General features: G+C 69.5%; 16 protein-coding genes. 13 read left to right on the top strand and 3 right to left on the bottom strand.

What is annotated here, in order from left to right; translation table 11 throughout:
• Positions 1 to 195 precede the first annotated feature (195 nt).
• From pyrR to AC5RVZ_RS22740, 13 genes are all read left to right on the top strand, one after another.
• Positions 196 to 789: a bifunctional pyr operon transcriptional regulator/uracil phosphoribosyltransferase PyrR gene (pyrR, locus tag AC5RVZ_RS22800; RefSeq protein ID WP_494067912.1), complete on the top strand. Its 594-nt coding sequence runs from the start codon at positions 196 to 198 to the stop codon at positions 787 to 789.
• Entirely contained in the window at positions 786 to 1790 is a 1005-nt protein-coding gene (locus AC5RVZ_RS22795) for an aspartate carbamoyltransferase catalytic subunit (protein WP_494067911.1), read from the top strand. The genes pyrR and AC5RVZ_RS22795 overlap by 4 nt, the downstream gene beginning before the upstream one ends.
• Entirely contained in the window at positions 1787 to 3115 is a 1329-nt protein-coding gene (locus AC5RVZ_RS22790) for a dihydroorotase (protein ID WP_494067910.1), read from the top strand. Before AC5RVZ_RS22795 ends, AC5RVZ_RS22790 begins: the two co-directional genes overlap by 4 nt.
• Before the next feature lies 1 nt (position 3116).
• Complete coding sequence (locus tag AC5RVZ_RS22785; RefSeq protein ID WP_494067909.1) at positions 3117 to 3617, top strand: PH-like domain-containing protein; 501 nt, start codon at positions 3117 to 3119, stop codon at positions 3615 to 3617.
• Between the two features lie 8 nt (positions 3618 to 3625).
• A complete protein-coding gene (gene carA, locus AC5RVZ_RS22780; protein ID WP_494067908.1) occupies positions 3626 to 4831 on the top strand; it encodes a glutamine-hydrolyzing carbamoyl-phosphate synthase small subunit in 1206 nt (401 codons plus the stop codon).
• A complete protein-coding gene (gene carB, locus AC5RVZ_RS22775; RefSeq protein ID WP_494067907.1) occupies positions 4831 to 8130 on the top strand; it encodes a carbamoyl-phosphate synthase large subunit in 3300 nt (1099 codons plus the stop codon). Before carA ends, carB begins: the two co-directional genes overlap by 1 nt.
• Positions 8123 to 8998, top strand: coding sequence for an orotidine-5'-phosphate decarboxylase (gene pyrF, locus AC5RVZ_RS22770; RefSeq protein WP_494067906.1), 876 nt, complete (start codon positions 8123 to 8125; stop codon positions 8996 to 8998). Before carB ends, pyrF begins: the two co-directional genes overlap by 8 nt.
• Positions 8999 to 9146: 148 nt before the next feature.
• Complete coding sequence (mihF, locus tag AC5RVZ_RS22765) at positions 9147 to 9464, top strand: integration host factor, actinobacterial type (protein WP_494067905.1); 318 nt, start codon at positions 9147 to 9149, stop codon at positions 9462 to 9464.
• Positions 9465 to 9476: 12 nt separating this feature from the next.
• On the top strand, positions 9477 to 10049 hold the full coding sequence (gene gmk / locus AC5RVZ_RS22760; RefSeq protein WP_494067904.1) for a guanylate kinase: 573 nt from the start codon (positions 9477 to 9479) through the stop codon (positions 10047 to 10049).
• Positions 10050 to 10091: 42 nt separating this feature from the next.
• Positions 10092 to 10355 carry a DNA-directed RNA polymerase subunit omega gene (rpoZ, locus tag AC5RVZ_RS22755; protein ID WP_493977538.1) on the top strand — a complete coding sequence of 88 codons (264 nt, stop codon included), beginning with the start codon at positions 10092 to 10094 and terminating at the stop codon, positions 10353 to 10355.
• A 24-nt stretch (positions 10356 to 10379) separates the two neighbouring features.
• Positions 10380 to 11660 carry a bifunctional phosphopantothenoylcysteine decarboxylase/phosphopantothenate synthase gene (locus AC5RVZ_RS22750; protein ID WP_494067903.1) on the top strand — a complete coding sequence of 427 codons (1281 nt, stop codon included), beginning with the start codon at positions 10380 to 10382 and terminating at the stop codon, positions 11658 to 11660.
• Between the two features lie 143 nt (positions 11661 to 11803).
• Complete coding sequence (gene metK, locus AC5RVZ_RS22745) at positions 11804 to 13009, top strand: methionine adenosyltransferase (RefSeq protein WP_494067902.1); 1206 nt, start codon at positions 11804 to 11806, stop codon at positions 13007 to 13009.
• A gap of 5 nt (positions 13010 to 13014) precedes the next feature.
• Complete coding sequence (locus tag AC5RVZ_RS22740) at positions 13015 to 15165, top strand: primosomal protein N' (RefSeq protein WP_494067901.1); 2151 nt, start codon at positions 13015 to 13017, stop codon at positions 15163 to 15165.
• Here AC5RVZ_RS22740 and AC5RVZ_RS22735 read toward each other — a convergent pair.
• The 3 genes from AC5RVZ_RS22735 to AC5RVZ_RS22725 form a co-directional block, all read right to left on the bottom strand.
• Entirely contained in the window at positions 15110 to 16687 is a 1578-nt protein-coding gene (locus AC5RVZ_RS22735) for an HNH endonuclease (protein WP_494067900.1), read from the bottom strand. The genes AC5RVZ_RS22740 and AC5RVZ_RS22735 overlap by 56 nt on opposite strands.
• A gap of 587 nt (positions 16688 to 17274) precedes the next feature.
• Positions 17275 to 18360 (bottom strand): glycosyltransferase family 4 protein, encoded by a 1086-nt coding sequence (locus tag AC5RVZ_RS22730; protein ID WP_494067899.1) that lies wholly within the window; start codon positions 18358 to 18360, stop codon positions 17275 to 17277.
• Entirely contained in the window at positions 18357 to 19235 is an 879-nt protein-coding gene (locus AC5RVZ_RS22725) for an alpha/beta fold hydrolase (protein ID WP_494067898.1), read from the bottom strand. Before AC5RVZ_RS22725 ends, AC5RVZ_RS22730 begins: the two co-directional genes overlap by 4 nt.
• Positions 19236 to 19344: the final 109 nt, after the last annotated feature.

Raw genomic sequence — 19344 nt, 5'->3', positions numbered from 1 at the left:
GGGCACCCGCCGTCGCCGCGTCCGGGCCGGATCGGTGGGGGAACCACAGCGGGTCGGTGAGCTTGCGCACACCGCCCGCGCATCGCCGTCGCAGAGCCGTCACGAACGGCAGGAGCGGAGGCCGGCATGGTAATTTTGAGGGCGCAAGCAACCTTTAAATTCCGTCCAGTGAGGCGGGGAAGGAGGCGGCAACAGATGAACACGGACCACCCGGCGCAGCCGGCATCGTCGCGCGTTGTACTTGCCGAAGCGGACATCAACCGCGCATTGACCCGTATCGCCCACGAGATCCTCGAGGCGAACAAAGGCTCCCAGGACCTGGTCCTGCTGGGCATCCCGCGCCGCGGTTACCCGCTGGCCCGGCGGCTGGCCGCCAAGATCGCCGCCGCCGACCCCTCGGTCGCCGCCGACAAAATCATCGGCCAGCTCGACGTGACCATGTTCCGCGACGACCTGCGCCGGCATCCCACGCGTTCGCCGCTGCCCACCCAGCTGCCGGCCGACGGCATCGACGACAAGGTCGTGGTGCTGGTGGACGACGTGCTCTATTCCGGGCGCACCATCCGCGCCGCCCTGGACGCCCTGGTGGACCTGGGCCGGCCACGGATCGTGCGGCTGGCCGTGCTGGTGGACCGCGGGCACCGCGAGCTGCCGATCCGCGCCGACCACGTCGGCAAGAACCTTCCCACCTCCTCCAAGGAGAAGGTCCGGGTCCGGCTGGCCGAGACCGACACCAACAACGGCGCACCGGCGGCCGACGAAGTAGTGATCGAGGACGTCAGCGCATGAAACACCTGCTCTCCACCGCGGACCTGGCCAAGCAGGACGCGGTGCAGATCCTGGACACTGCCGAGGAGATGTCCGCGGTCTCCCTGCGCGAGGTCAAGAAACTGCCCGTGCTGCGCGGCCGCACCGTGGTCAACCTCTTCTTCGAGGACTCCACCCGCACCCGCATTTCCTTCGAAGCCGCCGCCAAGCGGCTCTCGGCCGACGTCATCAACTTCGCGGCCAAGGGATCCTCGGTCTCCAAGGGCGAATCGCTCAAAGACACCGCCCAGACCCTGGAGGCGATGGGCGCGGACGCCGTCGTCATCCGGCACTGGGCCTCCGGGGCGCCGGCCCGGCTGGCCGGGTCGGGCTGGATCGACGCCGCCGTGGTGAACGCCGGCGACGGCACCCACGAACATCCCACCCAGGCGCTTCTGGACGCGTTCACGCTGCGGCGCACTTGGGCCAGGCTCTCCGGCACGGCCTCGGCCGGGAGCGACCTGGCCGGCATGAAGGTGGCCATCGTCGGGGACATCCTGCACTCCCGGGTGGCCCGCTCCAACCTCTGGCTGCTGCGCACCCTCGGCGCCGAGGTCACCATGGTCGCCCCGCCGACGCTGCTGCCGGTGGGCAGCCGCCAGTGGCCGTGCACCATCAGCTACGACCTGGACGCCACGCTGGCCGAGGGCACCGACGCCGTCATGATGCTGCGCGTGCAGGGGGAGCGGATGAACGCGGCCTACTTCCCGTCCACGCAGGAGTATTCGCGCCGCTGGGGGTTCGACGACCGCCGCCTGGCGGCGCTGGACGCCTCCGGCCGCGCCGGCACCATCATCATGCACCCCGGCCCGATGAACCGCGGGCTGGAAATTTCCTCGGCGGCAGCCGACTCGCCGCGGTCCACCGTGCTGGACCAGGTACGCAACGGGGTTGCCGTGCGGATGGCCGCGCTCTACCTGTTGCTCTCCGGCGGCACCGAATCCGCCGCCCCCGCTCCCATCGCCGCCCAGGAGGCCAAGTGACCGAGTCCAGCGAAACCACCTACCTGATCCGCGGGGCTTCGCTGACCGGCGGGGAGCGTGCCGACCTGCTGCTCCGCGGCGGGAGAATCGCGGAGGCGGGCACCGGCCTGAGCGCGGCCGGCGCCGTCGTCATCGATGCCGACGGGCTGATCGCGCTGCCGGGCATGGTGGACCTGCACACGCATCTGCGCGAGCCGGGCCGCGAGGATGCGGAGACGGTGGAGACTGGGACCCGCGCCGCGGCCCTGGGCGGCTTCACGGCCGTGCACGCGATGGCCAACTCGACGCCGGTCGCCGACACCGCCGGCGTGGTCGAGCAGGTGTACACGCTGGGCCGGACCGCCGGCTGGGCGGACGTCCGCCCGGTGGGCGCCGTGACCGTGGGCCTGGCCGGCGAACGGCTCGCCGAGCTCGGCGCGATGGCCGACTCCCGGGCCCGGGTCCGGGTCTTTTCCGACGACGGCATCTGCGTGTCCGACCCGGTGCTGATGCGCCGCGCGCTGGAATACGTCAAGGCGTTCGACGGCGTGATCGCCCAGCACGCCCAGGAGCCGCGGCTGACCGACGGCGCACAGATGAACGAGGGCACCGTCTCGGCGGTGCTGGGCATGACCGGTTGGCCGGCCGTCGCGGAGGAGAGCATCATCGCCCGCGACGTACTGCTGGCCCAGCACGTGGACTCCCGCCTGCACGTCTGCCACGTCTCCACGGCCGGATCGGTGGAGCTCATCCGCTGGGCCAAGGCCCGCGGGATCAAGGTCACCGCCGAGGTCACGCCGCACCACCTGTGGCTGACCGACGAACTGGTCCGCAGCTACGACCCGGTCTACAAGGTCAACCCGCCCCTGCGCACCGATGAGGACGTGCAGGCCCTGCGCGCCGGCCTGGCCGACGGCACCATCGACGTCATCGGCACCGACCACGCGCCGCACCCCTCCGAGGCGAAGGAGTGCGAGTGGGCGCAGGCGGCCATGGGCATGACCGGGCTGGAAACCGCGCTGTCCGTCGTGCAGCACACCATGATCGAATCCGGCCTGATCGGCTGGGCCGACTTCGCCCGGATCACCTCCGCCATGCCAGCCCGGATCGGCCGGCTGGCCGGCCAGGGCCAGCCGCTGGCCGCCGGATCGGCCGCCAACATCACCCTGGTGGACCCGGCGGCCCGCTGGACGGTGGACCCCGCCGCCATGGCCACCAAGGGCAGGAACTCGCCGTTCGCCGGCCGGGAGCTGCCCGGCCGCGTGGTCGCCACGTTCCTCAACGGACACCCCACGGTGCTGGACGGCGCCCTGAACACCCCGGCACGCCCGGCAGGGGAGGCCTGAGATGAACCAGATGCAAGCGGGCCTGGTGATGCTCGCCGTCGCCGTCGTGCTCATGGTGCTGGTGGGCGTCGGCTGGCGCAACCGGGTCAAGCGGCAGCGGGACATCGCGCCGCTGCCGCAGGTCCCGGCGGACACCGCCAACCCGACCGGCTACTACGAAGGCATGTACGTGGTCACGACGACGGCGGGGGACTGGCTGGACCGCGTCGCCGTGCACGGCCTCGGCATCCGGACCAAGGCGGCGCTGCGGACCTATCCGCATGGCGTGCTGATCGAGCGGCCCGGCTCCACGGACCTCTACATTCCGGCCGGAAGCATCTCCGACGTCCGCACCGAGAGCGGCATGGTGGGCAAGTTCGTGGAGACCGAGGGCCTGGCCGTGATCACGTGGAAGCTGGGGGAGCGCGAGGTCGACACGGCCTTCCGCACCCGGCAGGCCGCCGACAAACAACCGCTGCTGGCGCAGCTGCAGACATACCTACCCGCCGTACAGGAAGACTAGGACCTATCGTGAGCGCAGAAACAACATTCCTCTCCGCACCGGCGCTGCTGGTGCTCGAAGACGGCCGGACCTTCCGCGGCCGCAGCTACGGTGCGCAGGGCACCGCGCTGGGCGAGGCGGTCTTTTCCACCGGCATGACCGGCTACCAGGAGACCATCACCGACCCGTCCTACGCCCGCCAGCTGGTGGTGCAGACCGCACCCCACATCGGCAACACCGGCGTGAACGACGACGACGCGGAGTCCCGCAGGATCTGGGTGGCCGGCTACGTGGTCCGCGACCCGGCCCGCCGGCCCTCCAACTGGCGCTCCGAGCGCAGCCTGGACGAAGAACTGGTCAACCAGGGCATCGTGGGTATCCAGGGCGTGGACACCCGCGCCCTGACCCGCCACCTGCGCGAACGCGGAGCGATGAAGGCCGGCATCTTCTCCGGGGACGCCGCCGCCCGCCCCGCGGCGGAGCTGCTGGCCGAGGTCACCGCGCAGCCGGCGATGGAAGGCGCCCGGCTCGCCGAAGAGGTCAGCGTCACCGAGGCCTACACCGTCGACCCGGCCGACCACGGCTGGGACGGGGAGCCGCGGTTCACCGTCGCCGCCCTCGACCTGGGCATCAAGGCCATGACCCCCGTCCGGTTCGCCGAGCGCGGGATCCGGGTGCACGTGCTGCCCGCCACCGCCAGCTTCGAGGACATCCAGGCCGTCGCGCCCGACGGCATGTTCATGTCCAACGGCCCCGGCGACCCGGCCACGGCCGACCGCCAGGTGCTGCTGCTGCGCAAGGCGCTCGACGCCGGCCTGCCGTTCTTCGGCATCTGCTTCGGCAACCAGATCCTGGGCCGCGCCCTGGGCTTCGGCACCTACAAGCTGCGCTACGGCCACCGCGGCATCAACGTGCCGGTCATGGACCGGCGCACCGGAAAGGTCGAAATTACCTCGCAGAACCACGGCTTCGCCGTCGACGCCCCGCTGGACGGGCCCACGCTGGCCCCGGAGGAGCGCTTCGGCCGGGTCGAGGTCAGCCACGTCTGCCTCAACGACGACGTCGTCGAGGGCCTGAACTGCCTGGACATCCCCGCCTTCTCCGTCCAGTACCACCCCGAGGCGGCCGCCGGGCCGCACGATGCGGCGCCCCTGTTCGACCGCTTCACCGACCTGATGAACTCCCGCCGTAACCAGACCGGGACCGCTTCCGAGACCACGAAGGAAAGCAAGTAATGCCCAAGAGAGAAGATCTGAAGTCCGTCCTGGTCATCGGTTCCGGTCCCATCGTGATCGGACAGGCGGCCGAGTTCGACTATTCCGGCACGCAGGCGCTGCGGGTGCTGAAGGAGGAGGGCCTGCGGGTCATCCTGGTCAACTCGAATCCCGCCACGATCATGACGGACCCCGAGTTCGCCGACGCCACCTACGTGGAGCCGATCACCCCGGAGGTGGTCGAAAAGATCATCGCCAAGGAGCGCCCGGACGCCCTCCTGCCCACGCTGGGCGGCCAGACCGCCCTGAACACCGCGATCGCGCTGGACAAGAACGGCGTGCTGGACAAGTACAACGTGGAGCTGATCGGCGCCAACATCGCCGCCATCGAACTCGGCGAAGACCGGGAGAAGTTCAAGGGCGTGGTGGAGCGCTGCGGCGCCGAGTCCGCCAAGTCCGTGATCGTGCACTCGATGGACGAGGCCTTCGCCGCGGCCGAGGAACTGGGCTACCCGATGGTGGTGCGCCCGTCCTTCACCATGGGCGGCCTCGGCTCCGGGATGGCCTACAACGCGGACGACCTGCGCCGGATCGCCGGGGCCGGCATCCAGTACAGCCCCACCAGCGAGGTGCTGCTCGAAGAGAGCATCCTGGGCTGGAAGGAATACGAGCTCGAAATGATGCGCGACAAGAACGACAACGTCGTCGTCGTGTGCTCGATCGAGAACTTCGATCCGGTGGGCGTGCACACCGGCGACTCCATCACGGTGGCCCCCGCCATGACGCTGACCGACCGCGAGTTCCAAAAGCTGCGCGACATCTCCATCGCGGTGATCCGCGAAGTCGGCGTCGACACCGGCGGCTGCAACATCCAGTTCGCCATCGAACCGGACACCGGCCGCGTCGTCGTGATCGAAATGAACCCGCGCGTCTCCCGGTCCTCCGCGCTGGCCTCCAAGGCCACCGGTTTCGCGATCGCCAAGATCGCCACCAAGCTGTCGCTCGGATACACGCTGGACGAGATCCCCAACGACATCACCCAGCAGACGCCGGCCGCCTTCGAACCGACGCTGGACTACGTCGTCGTCAAGGTTCCGCGTTTCGCGTTCGAGAAGTTCCCGGCCGCCGACCCGACGCTGACCACCACCATGAAGTCCGTCGGCGAGGCGATGGCCATCGGCCGCAACTTCACCGAGGCGCTGCAGAAGGCGCTGCGGTCGCTCGAGCAGAAGGGGTCGCAGCTCGAGTTCGACCCGGTCAACGACTATGACGTGCCCGAACTGCTGGCTAAGTCCAGGGTCGGGTCCACCGAGCGGCTCTCGATGGTGCAGCGGGCGCTGCTCGGCGGTGCCACCGTCGAGCAGGTCTTCGAAGCCACGGCGATCGACCCGTGGTTCCTGGACCAGCTGCAGCTGATCAACGAAGTGGCCACCGAAATTCGCCGGGCGCCGGCACTGACGGAGGACATCCTGCGGCTGGCCAAGCGGCACGGCTTCTCCGATGAACAGATCGGCAAGCTCAGCCACACCAGCGAGGCAGTGGTCCGCGGGGTTCGGCACGCGCTGGGCATCCGCCCGGTGTTCAAGACGGTGGACACCTGCGCCGCCGAATTCGCCGCCTACACCCCGTACCACTACTCGTCCTACGACGAGGAGGACGAGGTGGAGCTGCACGCGAAGCCGTCGGTGATCATCCTCGGCTCCGGCCCCAACCGGATCGGCCAGGGCATCGAGTTCGACTACTCCTGCGTCCACGCCACCATGGCGCTGCGCAAGGCCGGGCACGAGACGGTCATGATCAACTGCAACCCGGAGACCGTCTCCACCGACTACGACATCTCCAACCGCCTTTACTTCGAGCCGCTCACGCTCGAGGACGTGCTGGAGGTCATCGCGGCCGAGGAGCGCACCGGCGGCGTGCTCGGCGTGTTCGTGCAGCTGGGCGGCCAGACGCCGCTGAAGCTCGCGCAGGCGCTGGCCGACGCCGGCATCCCGATCCTCGGCACCTCGCCGGAGGCCATCGACCTGGCCGAGCACCGCGGCGCCTTCCAGCGGGTGCTGGATTCGGCCGGGCTGATAGCCCCGAAGAACGGCACCGCCGTTTCCTTCGAGGAGGCGAAGAAGATCGCCGACGAGATCGGCTACCCCGTGCTGGTCCGCCCGTCGTACGTGCTGGGCGGGCGCGGCATGGAGATCGTCTACGACGAGGCCAACCTGTCGCGCTACATCGCCAACGCCACCGAGATCACCCCGGACCATCCGGTGCTGGTGGACCGCTTCCTGGAAGACGCCATCGAGATCGACGTCGACGCCCTCTACGACGGCAAGGACCTCTACGTCGGCGGCATCATGGAGCACATCGAGGAGGCCGGCATCCACTCCGGCGACTCCGCGTGCGTGCTGCCGCCGATCACCCTGGGCGCCGACGTGCTGGACCGGGTGCGCAAGGCCACCGCCGCCATCGCCGAGGGCGTGGGAGTGCGCGGCCTGATCAACATCCAGTTCGCGCTGGCCGCCGACGTGCTCTATGTGATCGAGGCCAACCCGCGCGCTTCCCGCACCGTCCCGTTCGTGTCCAAGGCCACCGGCGTGCAGTTGGCCAAGGCCGCGGCGCTGATCGGCACCGGCGTGGACATCGACACGCTGCGCAGCGTCTACAAGGTGCTGCCCGAGACCGGCGACGGCTCCCGGCTGCCGCTGGAGGCACCGGTCGCGGTGAAGGAAGCGGTGCTGCCGTTCAGCCGGTTCCGCACGCCGGAGGGCACCGTGGTCGACTCGCTGCTAGGCCCGGAAATGCGCTCCACCGGCGAGGTCATGGGCATCGACAAGTACTTCGACACCGCGTTCGCCAAGAGCCAGGCCGCGGCCGGCAGCGCCCTGCCGACGTCCGGCAAGGTGTTCGTCTCGGTGGCCAACCGCGACAAGCGCTCCATCATCATGCCGGTGAAGCTGCTGGTGGACCTGGGCTTCGAGATCCTCTCCACCGGCGGCACGGCCGAGGTGCTGCGCCGCAACGGCATCCAGTCCACCACCGTGCGGAAGGTCGCCGAGGGACGGTCCGACGACGGCGAGGGCACCATCGTCGACCTGATCACCGAAGGCCAGATCGGACTCGTCCTCAACACCCCCTCCGGCGGCCAGGCCCGCGGCGACGGCTACGAGATCCGCGCGGCGGCGACGTCGGTGGGCACGCCGATCATCACCACGGTGTCCGAGTTCGGCGCCGCCATCCAGGCCATCGAAGCGATGCGCCAGTACGAGTGGGACGTCACCAGCCTGCAGGAGCACGCCGAGAACCTGAAGGCCGCCTTCCATGCCTGAGCCGCACGCCCGGCCGCAACCCGCCACCTTCGGGCAGCGGCTGCGGGCGGCGATGGAGGCCCGCGGGCCGCTGTGCGTGGGGATCGACCCGCACCCGTCGCTGCTCTCGGCCTGGGGACTGAACGACGACGCCGGAGGGCTGGAACGCTTCTCCCTCACCGTGCTGGACGCGGTGGGGGAGCAGGCTGCCGCCCTCAAGCCCCAGGTGGCGCTGTACGAACGGCACGGTTCGGCCGGCCTGGCGGTGCTGGAGAAGCTGCTGGCGGCCGCGGGCCAGGCCGGTGCCCTGACCATTGCCGACGCCAAGCGCGGCGACATCGGCTCCACCATGGCCGCCTACGCGGATGCGTGGCTGCGGGACGGTTCGCCGCTGGCAGCCGACGCCGTAACGCTCAGTCCCTACCTCGGGTACGAATCGCTGCGGCCGGCGCTGGACCTGGCGGCGGCAACCGGCCGCGGGGTGTTCGTGCTGGCGTTGACCTCCAACCCTGAGGGCGCCAGCGTGCAGCACGTCGGCGGCGCCGAGTCCGTGGCCGCCCGGATCGCGGAAGCCGCGGCGGCCGACAACGAGGAGGCCGGCCGCGCCGGGGAGCTGGGCTCCGTCGGCCTGGTGGTCGGCGCCACCGTCCGGGCCGAGGTGATGGAACGGCTCGGGGTGGACCTGGCCGCGGTCAACGGGCCGCTGCTGGCCCCCGGTCTGGGCGCCCAGGGTGCCACCGGGGCGGACATCGCGGCGGCCTTCGGCTCCGCCGTCGGGAATGTCCTGGCTACCTCCAGCCGGGACATCCTCCAGGCGGGCCCGGACGCCGCCGCCTTGCGCGCCGCCGCCGACCGCACCCTGGCCGGTCTGGCGGGCCTCGTGGGCTGAGCAGCGCGTCGGGGCGGCTGCCCCGTGCACACCTCCTGCGCCGGGCAGCCGGCCCTCAGCCGCGGCGTTGCCGTTCTGGTAAGTTCAATTCATGCCCAATATGCCCGCCCGGCATCTTGTCCGACGGGCCGGATTGTCTGGAGGAGCTGTGGGTCTTCGACCGCTGACGGAGAGCGAACGCACCACCGCCCGGCTAAAAGCGACGGCCGCCCGGGTCGAACGTGCGGAGATCAAGGCCAAAGTGAAATCCGGCGCCATGACCGTCGCCGAGGTGATCGAGGCGGCCGCGTCGATGGAATCGGTCGGCCGGCTGCGCGTGGCCGAACTGCTCGAATCGTTGCCGGGCATCGGACCGGTCCGCGCCGCGGCCATCATGGAGACGGTCCGCATTGCGCCCAGCCGCCGGCTGCGCGGGCTCGGCATCCACCAGCGGCGAGCCCTGATAGACCACTTGGAATCCCAGTAACAGATGGAAGATATGTCCGACAAACCCCGCCTGACCGTTCTCGCCGGCCCCACGGCCGTCGGCAAGGGCACCGTTTCCACCTATATCCGCGACAACTACCCCGACGTCTGGCTTTCGGTGTCCGCCACCACCCGCGAACCGCGGCCCGGCGAGCAGGACGGCGTCCACTACTTTTTCGTCGGCCCCGAAGAGTTCGAACGCCTCGTGGCGGCCGGCGAGATGCTGGAATGGGCCCTGGTGCACGGCCGGAACCGCTACGGCACGCTGCGGCGCACCGTGGACGAGGCCATGGCAGACGGAAAGTCCGTGCTCTTGGAGATCGACCTGCAGGGCGCCCGGCAGGTCAAGCAGTCCATGCCCGATGCCACGTTCGTGTTTCTGGCCCCGCCCAGCTGGGAGGAAATGGTCCGCCGGCTGGTGGGACGCGGCACCGAAACACCCGAGGAACAGCAGCGCCGGCTGGAAACCGCTAAACTGGAACTTGCTGCCGAGCCCGAGTTCGATTTCACCGTCGTTAACGACGATGTCAAGCGGGCGGCAGACGAGCTCGTTTCATTGATGGGACTTGTTCCGCACCCGCGCTGAGCGGGCCCCAAAGAACACGTCCCGGAACCCATTGGAGATTTTGTGTCGACCAACCTCGAAGGCATCATCAACCCGCCGATCGACTCCCTGCTGGAAGCAACGGATTCGAAGTACGCGCTGGTTATTTACGGTGCCAAGCGTGCCCGCCAGATCAACGCCTACTACTCGCAGCTGCACGAAGGCCTGTTCGAGTATGTCGGCCCGCTGGTGGACACCAAGCTGAACGAGAAGCCGCTGTCCATCGCGCTGCGCGAAATCAACGAGGGCCTGCTGGTCAGCAAGCCTGTCGAAAAGGCCGCAGAGTAACCAGCGTCTAACACCGGGGCAGGCATGCGGATCATTTTGGGCGTGGGCGGCGGGATCGCCGCCTACAAGTCGGCATCCCTGCTTCGGTTGTTTAAGGAAGCCGGCCACGAGGTGACGGTCATGCCGACCGACGCCGCCGAGAAGTTCGTTGGCCGCGCCACCTGGGAGGCCCTCTCCGGCAACCCGGTGAGCAACAGCGTGTTCGACGCCGTCGAGTCGGTTAACCACGTCCGTCTCGGCCAGGAAGCCGACCTCGTGGTGGTGTGCCCGGCCACAGCGGACCTGTTGGCGCGCGCCGCCGCCGGCCTGGCCGACGACCTGCTCACCAACACCCTGCTGGTGGCCACCGCGCCGGTGGTCTTTGTGCCGGCCATGCACACCGAAATGTGGCAGCACCCGGCCACCGCGGCGAACGTGGCCACGCTGCGCAGCCGCGGCACCACGGTGATGGACCCGGCCGTCGGACGCCTCACCGGCAAGGACACCGGCCCCGGCCGGCTGCCCGAACCGGCCGAAATCTACGACTTCATCACCGCCGCCCTCGCAGACGGGACTTTACAACCGCGGACGACGGCGGAGGCCGGCTGGTCGGCGGACTCGTCCGCGACCGTCCTCGCGGCTCCGGAACCCGGTCCGCTGGCCGGCAAGCGGGTCCTGGTCACCGCCGGCGGCACCCGCGAGCCGCTGGACCCCGTGCGCTTTTTGGGCAACCGGTCCTCCGGCAAGCAGGGCGTGGCACTGGCCCGCGCCGCTGCGGCCGCGGGAGCGGAGGTCGAACTGATCGCCGCCCACGTTGAGGTGGACATCCCGGACGGGATCAAGTCCAGTTCGGTGGAAACCGCCCTGGACCTGCGCGAGGCGACGCTCGAAGCGGCGGCGCGCTCCGACGTCGTCATCATGGCAGCCGCCGTGGCGGATTTCCGGCCGGCCGAAGTGACCGACACCAAGATCAAGAAGCGCGACGACGCCGACGACCCCGTGATCACGCTCGTGCGGAACCCGGACATCCTGGTGGAGGTCGTGCAGCAGCGCGGCTCCGGCGATGCGCCGCTGATCATCGGTTTCGCCGCGGAGACCGGCGACGACCGCGGCGACGTGCTCGACTATGCGCGCAGCAAGCTCGAGCGAAAGGGCTGCGACCTGCTGGTGCTCAACCGCGTGGGCCGCGACCTGGTGTTCGGGCAGGATGACACCGAGATCACGGTGCTGGCTCGCGGCGGCGTCGAACCGCAGACCCACCGCGGCAGCAAAGACAGCGCGGCGGTCGTGGTCATCGAGCGCATCACTGCCGAACTCTCCCGCTGACACTGCGTGCGGGCTGCTTCCAGCCTGCCGCGGGAACCGGCCCACCGTGACCCCCTATTTCGTTCCGTTTCGCTGCATGACCCGGCGTTCGGTGCCGCCTCAACCGTTCCGTGGCGGTCCTCGCCAGCAAGTAAGGTATGTCTGTGACTTCTTCTGACAGCAATCTGCGGCTCTTCACGTCCGAGTCCGTGACCGAAGGCCATCCGGACAAGATCTGTGACCAGATTTCCGACGCCATCCTCGACGCGCTGTTGCGCGAGGATCCCGAGTCGCGGGTAGCCGTAGAGACGCTGACGACGACCGGCCTGGTACACGTGGCCGGTGAGGTCACCACGAAGGGCTATGTGGAGATCCCGCAGATTGTCCGCGACACCATCCTGGAGATCGGGTACAACTCCTCGGACAAGGGGTTTGACGGCGAGCGTTGCGGCGTGTCGGTTTCGATCGGCCAGCAGTCGCCGGAGATCGCCTCCGGGGTCTTCAACTCGTTCGAAAACCGTGAGGGGACCGGCATCGACGCGCGCGATGCCCAGGGTGCCGGCGACCAGGGCATCATGTTCGGCTATGCCAGCGACGAGACCGACGTCTTGATGCCCGCACCGATCTGGCTCGCGCACCGCTTGTCGGAGCGTTTGACCGAGGTGCGGAAGGACGGGACGCTGCCGTATCTGCGGCCCGACGGCAAGACGCAGGTGACCATCGGTTATGACGGCGACAAGCCGGTGTCCGTTAACTCGGTCGTGATTTCCAGCCAGCATGAAGGCGGCGTGGATCTGGACCACCTGCGTGCGGACCTCACTTCGCGCGTGATTGAGCCGGTGCTGGCGGCCAGCTCCCTGGACGCTACGAACGTGCGCTACATCCTCAATCCGGGCGGCGACTTCGTGATCGGCGGGCCGGTGGGCGACGCCGGGCTGACCGGACGCAAGATCATCGTGGATACCTACGGCGGCATGGCCCGTCACGGCGGCGGCGCATTTTCCGGCAAGGATCCGTCAAAGGTGGACCGTTCGGCCGCCTACGCCATGCGCTGGGTAGCCAAGAACGTGGTGGCCGCGGGGCTCGCCCGGCGCGCCGAGATCCAGATTGCATACGCCATCGGCATGGCGCGGCCGGTCGGCATCTACGTCGAAACCTTCGGAACCGAGACGGTTGACCCGGCGCGCATCGCCCAAGCGATCGAGGAAGTCTTCGACCTGCGTCCGCTGGGCATCATCGACGACCTGCGGCTCAAACGGCCCATCTACAAGCAGACCGCGGCGCACGGCCATTTCGGCCGTGAACATCCCGACTTCACGTGGGAGCGGACCGACCGGGCCGACGCGCTGCGCAGCTACTTCAACGCCTGAGCCTGATGGGCTCTGATCCGCACCAGCTGAGCCTGCTTCAGGGCTTCGGTGCCCCCAAGCAGGCGCCGGGCACCGTACCGGCGGCCGCGACCAACCCGGTGGCGCAGGTGCTGATCGAAACGTCGCTGCCACATCTGGACCGGATCTTCGACTACCTGGTGCCGGAGAATTTGGACGCCGACGCTGTTCCCGGCGCGCGGGTCAAGGCCCGTTTCGGCGGCCAGGAAATGAGCGGGTACATCACCCGCCGCACGTCGGAGGTGCCGGAAGGGGTCAAGCTGGCCCCGTTGGCCAAAGTGGTGTCCGCGCAGCCGGTGTTGACCGAGGAGCTGCTCCAGCTGGCCACGTCCGTGGCCGAGCGCTATGCCGGAAACGTCAGCGACGTACTGCGCGCCGCCATCCCGCCCCGCGTGGCCAAAGTGGACAAGGAATTCGCCGCCCGCGAGGAGGGCCAGGCGGCTGATCCGGCGCCTTTGGCTGACCCGGCACCTCCGGCTGATCCGGCAGCTCCGGCTGGCACCGCGCCTCCGGTTACCTCTGTCATCTCTGCCGCCGCACCTCCGGCTACCGCGCCGGCTCCGGATGGCGCGGAGCAAGCCTTCGCCGGTTACGACGGCGCCGGTGAGTTTCTGGCCGGGCTGGCGTCAGGTGCCGCCCCGCGTGCCGTGTTGGCCAGCCACAAGTCCTTCGGCCCTGCTTCGTGGACAGCCCAGGTAGCCCACGCCGTGGCAAGCGTCCGGCAGAGCGGCCGCGGCGCCGTCGTCGTCGTTCCGGACGCGAAGGACCTGGCACGGCTGGAAGCCGAACTGGAGCGCGTCCTCGGCGCGGACCAGTATGTCTGCCTGACTGCCGAGGATGGGCCGACGCCCCGCTACCGGAACTACCTGCGGTTGCTGCATAGTGAGGTCTCGGTGGCCGTGGGGACGCGCTCGGCCGCCTTCGCTCCGGTGCAGGATCTCGGACTGGTGGCCATGTGGGACGACGGCGATGACCTGTTGCTGGAGCAGCGTTCCCCGTACCAGCATGCGCGCGAGGTGTTGTTGCTGCGCACGGCACAGGCCGGTTGCGCGGCCCTCTTCGTGGGTGTCTCGCGCAGCGGCGAAACACAGCGGCTGGTTGAGAGCGGCTGGGCGTCCGAGCTCACGCCTGCCCGGCCGTTCCTGCGCCAAGCGACTCCGCGCATCCTCAACACCGCGGATTCGTTCCAACAGGAACGCGATCCCATGCTGCGCCACGCCCGTCTGCCGCATGCCGCGTGGCTTGCCGCAAAGGAAGGCCTGGAGCGCGGCCCGGTGCTGGTCCAGGTGGCGCGGACCGGCTTTTCACCTGCCCTTGCCTGCCAGGACTGCCGCACGCCGGCCAGATGCACCGACTGTAACGGGCCGCTGGCGCAGCCGGGCCGGTCCGCGGCGCCGGCTTGCCGGTGGTGCGGCCGATTAGCCACGAACTACTCCTGCCCCGAATGCGGGTCCCACAGGCTCCGTGCCTCTGCGGTCGGCGCCCTGCGCACGGCGGAGGAACTGGGACGTGCGTTCCCGGGGGCGACGGTCGTGTCTTCCTCGGGGGAACACATCAAGTCTGTCGTCGAGTCACGGAAAGCCCTGGTGGTCGCAACACCGGGAGCCGAGCCGGTGGCACCCGATGGGTATGCCGCGGCGTTGCTGCTGGATGGCAACGCCATGCTCAGCCGCGAGTCTCTGCGCACCCCCGAAGACGTGCTGCGCCGGTGGTTCCGCGCCGCGTCGCTGGTGCAGCCGTCGTCCGAAGGGGGGCTGGTGGTAGTCACCGCCGACCAGGACGCGGTTGTGGCGCCCTTGGTTCGGTGGGACCCCACCGGTGCCGCAGCCCGGGAAATGCAGTTGCGGCGTGAGCTTCAGCTTCCCCCGGCGGTCAGGATCGCCGCCCTGACCGGGAAGCCCTCAGGCATTGAGGCCTTCATGGCGGACTTTGAGCTCAGCGGCAGCCTTCGCAGCGTCGGGCCCGTCGAGCTGCCGGCCCAACCGGGGGAGAGCGGCGAGCACCGCCTGTTGCTGTTCTTCAGCTATCAGGACGGACCCCGCGTGACTGCCGCGCTTCGTCACCGGAAGGCGGCGCTGTCCGCTAAGCGCGTCCCCGACCCGGTGCAGGTGCGCTGCGACGGGACCGACCTGCTGTAGCCTTCCGGGCGCGCGCTCCGTTGCCGGCTCGGGACGCAGGGGCGGCGCCGGACCGGGAAGCAGGGGCTGCCTCTGCATCCGGCGGCGGCGTGCCTGGTAGTGGTGGCGGGGTGGAGGTGTAGGTGTGTCCGGTGGGCGTGGTGGTCTCCACGGAGTGGTGTGGTCCGTGGAGTGGGCGGCTGGTCCAGCCTTCGGCTTCCTTTGACTGGTTGCATTGTTCGCACAGTCCCTGGCCGTTGGCCATGGTGGTTTTACCGCCGTGTGCCCAGGGCACGATGTGGGCCTGGATCATCCGGCGCATCCCGTCGGGGAACTTGCGTGCGGCCGAATCCATCCCCAACAACTGCCCGGTTCCCGGGGCGGTGTAGAGGCGGCGGACCCAGATGTCCTCCACGCTGGCCTGTTGCAACACTTTGGTGCGTTGGGCCTGCTCGCGGGCGGTCTTCCACCCCGGTTCGGTCCCGGCCGGCGGCGCCTTCTGCCCGATCCGGCCGGGCGGGCTGCACCCGGTTGGTCCTGCCGCCGGCAGCCCCCTGTCCTGGCGGCCGGGCCCGGCAGCGTTCCGACCGGGCGGGCTTCCCCCAGTGGTGGGTGTCGGTGGTTGTGCCGGTGCCGGCCGTTCTGGGAGATGGGTGAGGTTGCGGGCGTAGCGGGCCGGGACGATGCCGTGCCCGGTCAGCCAGGCCGGTTCGGCCTCACCCCGCAGCAGGGCGCGGTCGGTCATCACCAACTGGATTTCCAGCCGGGCCGGGTCGGCGGTGCTGCGCCCGGTGACGCGTTCGAACACGGTGTCGGCCATCAGCTGTCCCCTAGACCGGGGGTCGCCCATGCTGCGCAGCCGGTCCGCTTCCCGGTGCAGGGCGGCCATCACCGCCACCCCCTGGATGACCGGCAGCAGGGTCCGGACCGAAACCATGGTGTCGGGCTCGGGCCGGGAAGACACATGCCGGTCCGCTTCGGCCTTCGCCGCCCGGTCCACCACCGAGCGGGGATCGAGCCGGTAGGCGAGGCGCTTGGCTTCGGCCCGCAGCACCCGGTTCCCGAGCCCGTGCAGCCGCTCCCGGTTGCCGGCCAGTTCCCGGTCCACGCGGGCGCGGTGCTCCGGGGACAGGCAGCCGGTTTCCTGGGCCAGGATCTCGGCCCGGTATTCGTTCAGGCTCCCCGCGGCCAGCGCAGCCAGGGTGTGCGGCATCTGTGCGACCAGGGTCCGGGACAGGTTCAGCAGGACCGCGGCACGGTGCGGGGACTCGCGCCTGGCCAACCCGATCTGGGCGGCCACCCCGGCGCCCTGCCGGTCTTTCGGGATCCCGGCGGCGGCACGGCGGGCACGCACCGATTCCTCCAAGGCGACCTGGACCCTGGCCTGCGCGGCAGCGGCGGCAGCCTTCAAACCCTCCAACGCCGTGAGCTCCTCCACCAGTTCCCGGTCCGGCGCACCCACGTCGATGCCCTCGAGGGCAGCGGCCGCAGCGCGAACCGCCGCAGAACCCACCGGTGCCGCGGCCGGCCCGGCGTCCAGCATGAGACCCCTGCCGGCAGGTGGTACTAGGGCGCCCGGCGCTGCGGCAGACGATCTTGGAGCAAGCCCTGCTGCGGCGGGAGGTTCGGGTAGGGCCGGATCAAACATCTCAGCGTCTCAATCTTCAGCATGCGCACTGCATGGCCTCGACTACGAGCGGTAACGAACCCCGGACGGATCCGCAGACGCCACCGGCAAACCCACTGCCCGGCGGCCAACGATGGTGCTGAACTGCTACTGAAAACAGACTATCCGCCGCCACTGACAGTTTCGGAAGACACGCAACCTCCGCCTCCGTCTCCGCTGCGGTTGCGCCGCTACTGACAGTTTCGGAGGATGCACCCTCCGCTGCCGCTGCCGGTGACGCTGCCGGCGACGGTGACGGTAACGGTGCCGGTTTCTGGGCCGGTTTCTGGGCCGGGAAGCAAGAAACCAGTGCCGTGACCTTACTCGGCCACATCAAAGTGGAAGTCCGCCGTCAGCAGCTCAACCCGCTTGCGAGGTGTGGGAAGAAGAAATGAGTCGCGTTGTCGATCGGCGCGCTTCCGGGACGACACCCAACCGGCTTCTCCTCGGCGCCGGCCATCAAGCTAGCGGGACCGGCCCCGCCGTCGTTCCATCACTTCCTCGGCTGCGGCGACCAGCTGCTTGGCCGACTCGTTCCAGTCGTAGGCCGCCGCTCTGCGGATGCTGGCCTCCGACGCCGCGCGGAAGGCACCGGGCTGGTCAAGCGCTGCCACGGCCGCCGCGAAGTCGGCGGGCTCGTCCGGGTCCACGAGGGTGACGGCGCCGCCACCGACCTCCCGGAAGATGGGGATATCGCTGGCGATCACCGGCGTCCCGGCGGCCATGGCCTCGATCATCGGCAGGCCGAAGCCCTCGTCGCGGGAGAGCGTTACCAGCGCCGTGGCCCGCTGCAGCAGCTGCTGGTACCCGTCGTCGGATATCCCGTTGTGGAAGACCAGCCGGCGAGGGTCGACGGCCCGCGCCTCCAGCTCGGCCTGCCGGTCCGGACGGATCGGGCTGAGCAGATGGAGCCGGTAGTCCGGCAGCAGCGTCATGGCGTCAACGATGGTTTCGACGTTCTTGTACGGCATGAACGAGCCCATGTAGAGCAGGGTCTTGTCGCGGCCGCCCGCCGGATCACGCGGCGCTCCCTGCGGCTGGGCGGCGTTGGAAACAATCCGGATCGGCCTGCGGGTGAGCCGGTGCCGTTCCATCAGCGCCCGCGTGGTGTGACTGATGGTGGCCACCGTGTCCGCACGGTTCAACAGGAGACGCTGCGGCCAGTAGGCCTTGTGGTAAAGCCGCCACAGCCACTGCACCGGCTTAGGCAGGAAGCCCGGCGGTTTGGGGTGGGAGTAGTAGATCAGGTCGTGCAGCGTCAGGATAAGCCCGTATTTGCGACCGAAACTGCCCATGGTCTGCATCGGGCAGACGACGACGTCGGCGCCCAGCCTGTTCACGCGGCGCGCCACGAAGAGTTCGGCGGGGGAGAGCGGACTGTTGATCTTGACCCAGGGCACGTCGGGCAGGAGCTGCAGCTGCCGCTCGTCGTTGATCAGCATGCTCACGTCCGCCAGTCGGGACGCGGCTTCGATGAGGCTGGCGCCGTACCGGCTGATGCCGTCCAGCTGGTCGGTGCGCGTGAACCGGGCGTCAATCAGGAGTTTCATGCACTCATTCCGTCGATGAAGTCCCGGATGAGGGCGGCGGCCGCTGCCGGGGTTTCGTAATGGATCAAATGCCCGACGGCGGGGATCACTTCCAGCCGGGAGTCGGGGATCATCGAGGCGAGCCTGCGCTGGCTCGCCACGGAACCGATGTCGTCCCGTTCGCCGGCGATCAGGAGTACCGGAAGCTTCAGCAGGCCGGCGACCTGCGCGACATCGGCGGAGATGGACGCCCGGAAGGCCTCCAGCACCACCCGCCGGTCCGCGAACGCGCTGAAGTAGGCGTCGTGCTGCCCGTGGATGTAGGAACGTAGCTGCGGGTCGCGGGTCTTCGCCATCATGATGCTCATGCCCCGGACGATCAGCCGGTGGCGCAGCAGCCAGAGCCCCAGCCGCTCGGGCAGCTGGGCCCCGGCGAAGTAGTAGAAGCCGGCCAGCCGGGACGGTATCGCCTTGGGTCCCTGCAGCGCGGGTTCGCTGATCGGGTTGACCAGGACGGCGGCCCGGAAGCTGCCCGGATGCGCCGCCAGGTAGTGGCTCACCACGATGGACCCGAAGGAGTGTCCCAGGACGTAGGTGTCCGGGCCCAGCTCCAGCGCGCCGGCCAGGGCGTGCAGGAACCGGGTGTAACCCTCGATCCCGTGCGTGCCGGCAGCCAGCGGCTCCGATTCGCCGAAGCCGGGAAGGTCGGGGGCGATCACACGGTAGCCGGGCAGCCGGCCCACCACTAGTTCCAACCCGTGGTGATCGCCGCGGAAGCCGTGGATGACCAGGAGGGTGGGCGCGCCGTCGTCGTCCGCGGGGTATTCCCAGTAGCGCACCCGTGCGCCGTCGAGCAGAATTTCGCGGCGCACCGCACGGTCGGCAACGGCGGTCACGCCGGGGTCCCTCCTGATTTCATGCCTTCGACTCTACCGACCCCCGGGCGCGATGCCGCGCAGCGCGGCCGATTGGCTTGCGCAGGGCACCGGACCGCGGTGCCTGGAG

The organism is Arthrobacter sp. Cza30 (assembly GCF_059090765.1).
The sequence above is the reverse complement of the archived record's forward strand: the minus strand, read 5'-3'. Positions and strand labels throughout refer to the sequence as shown.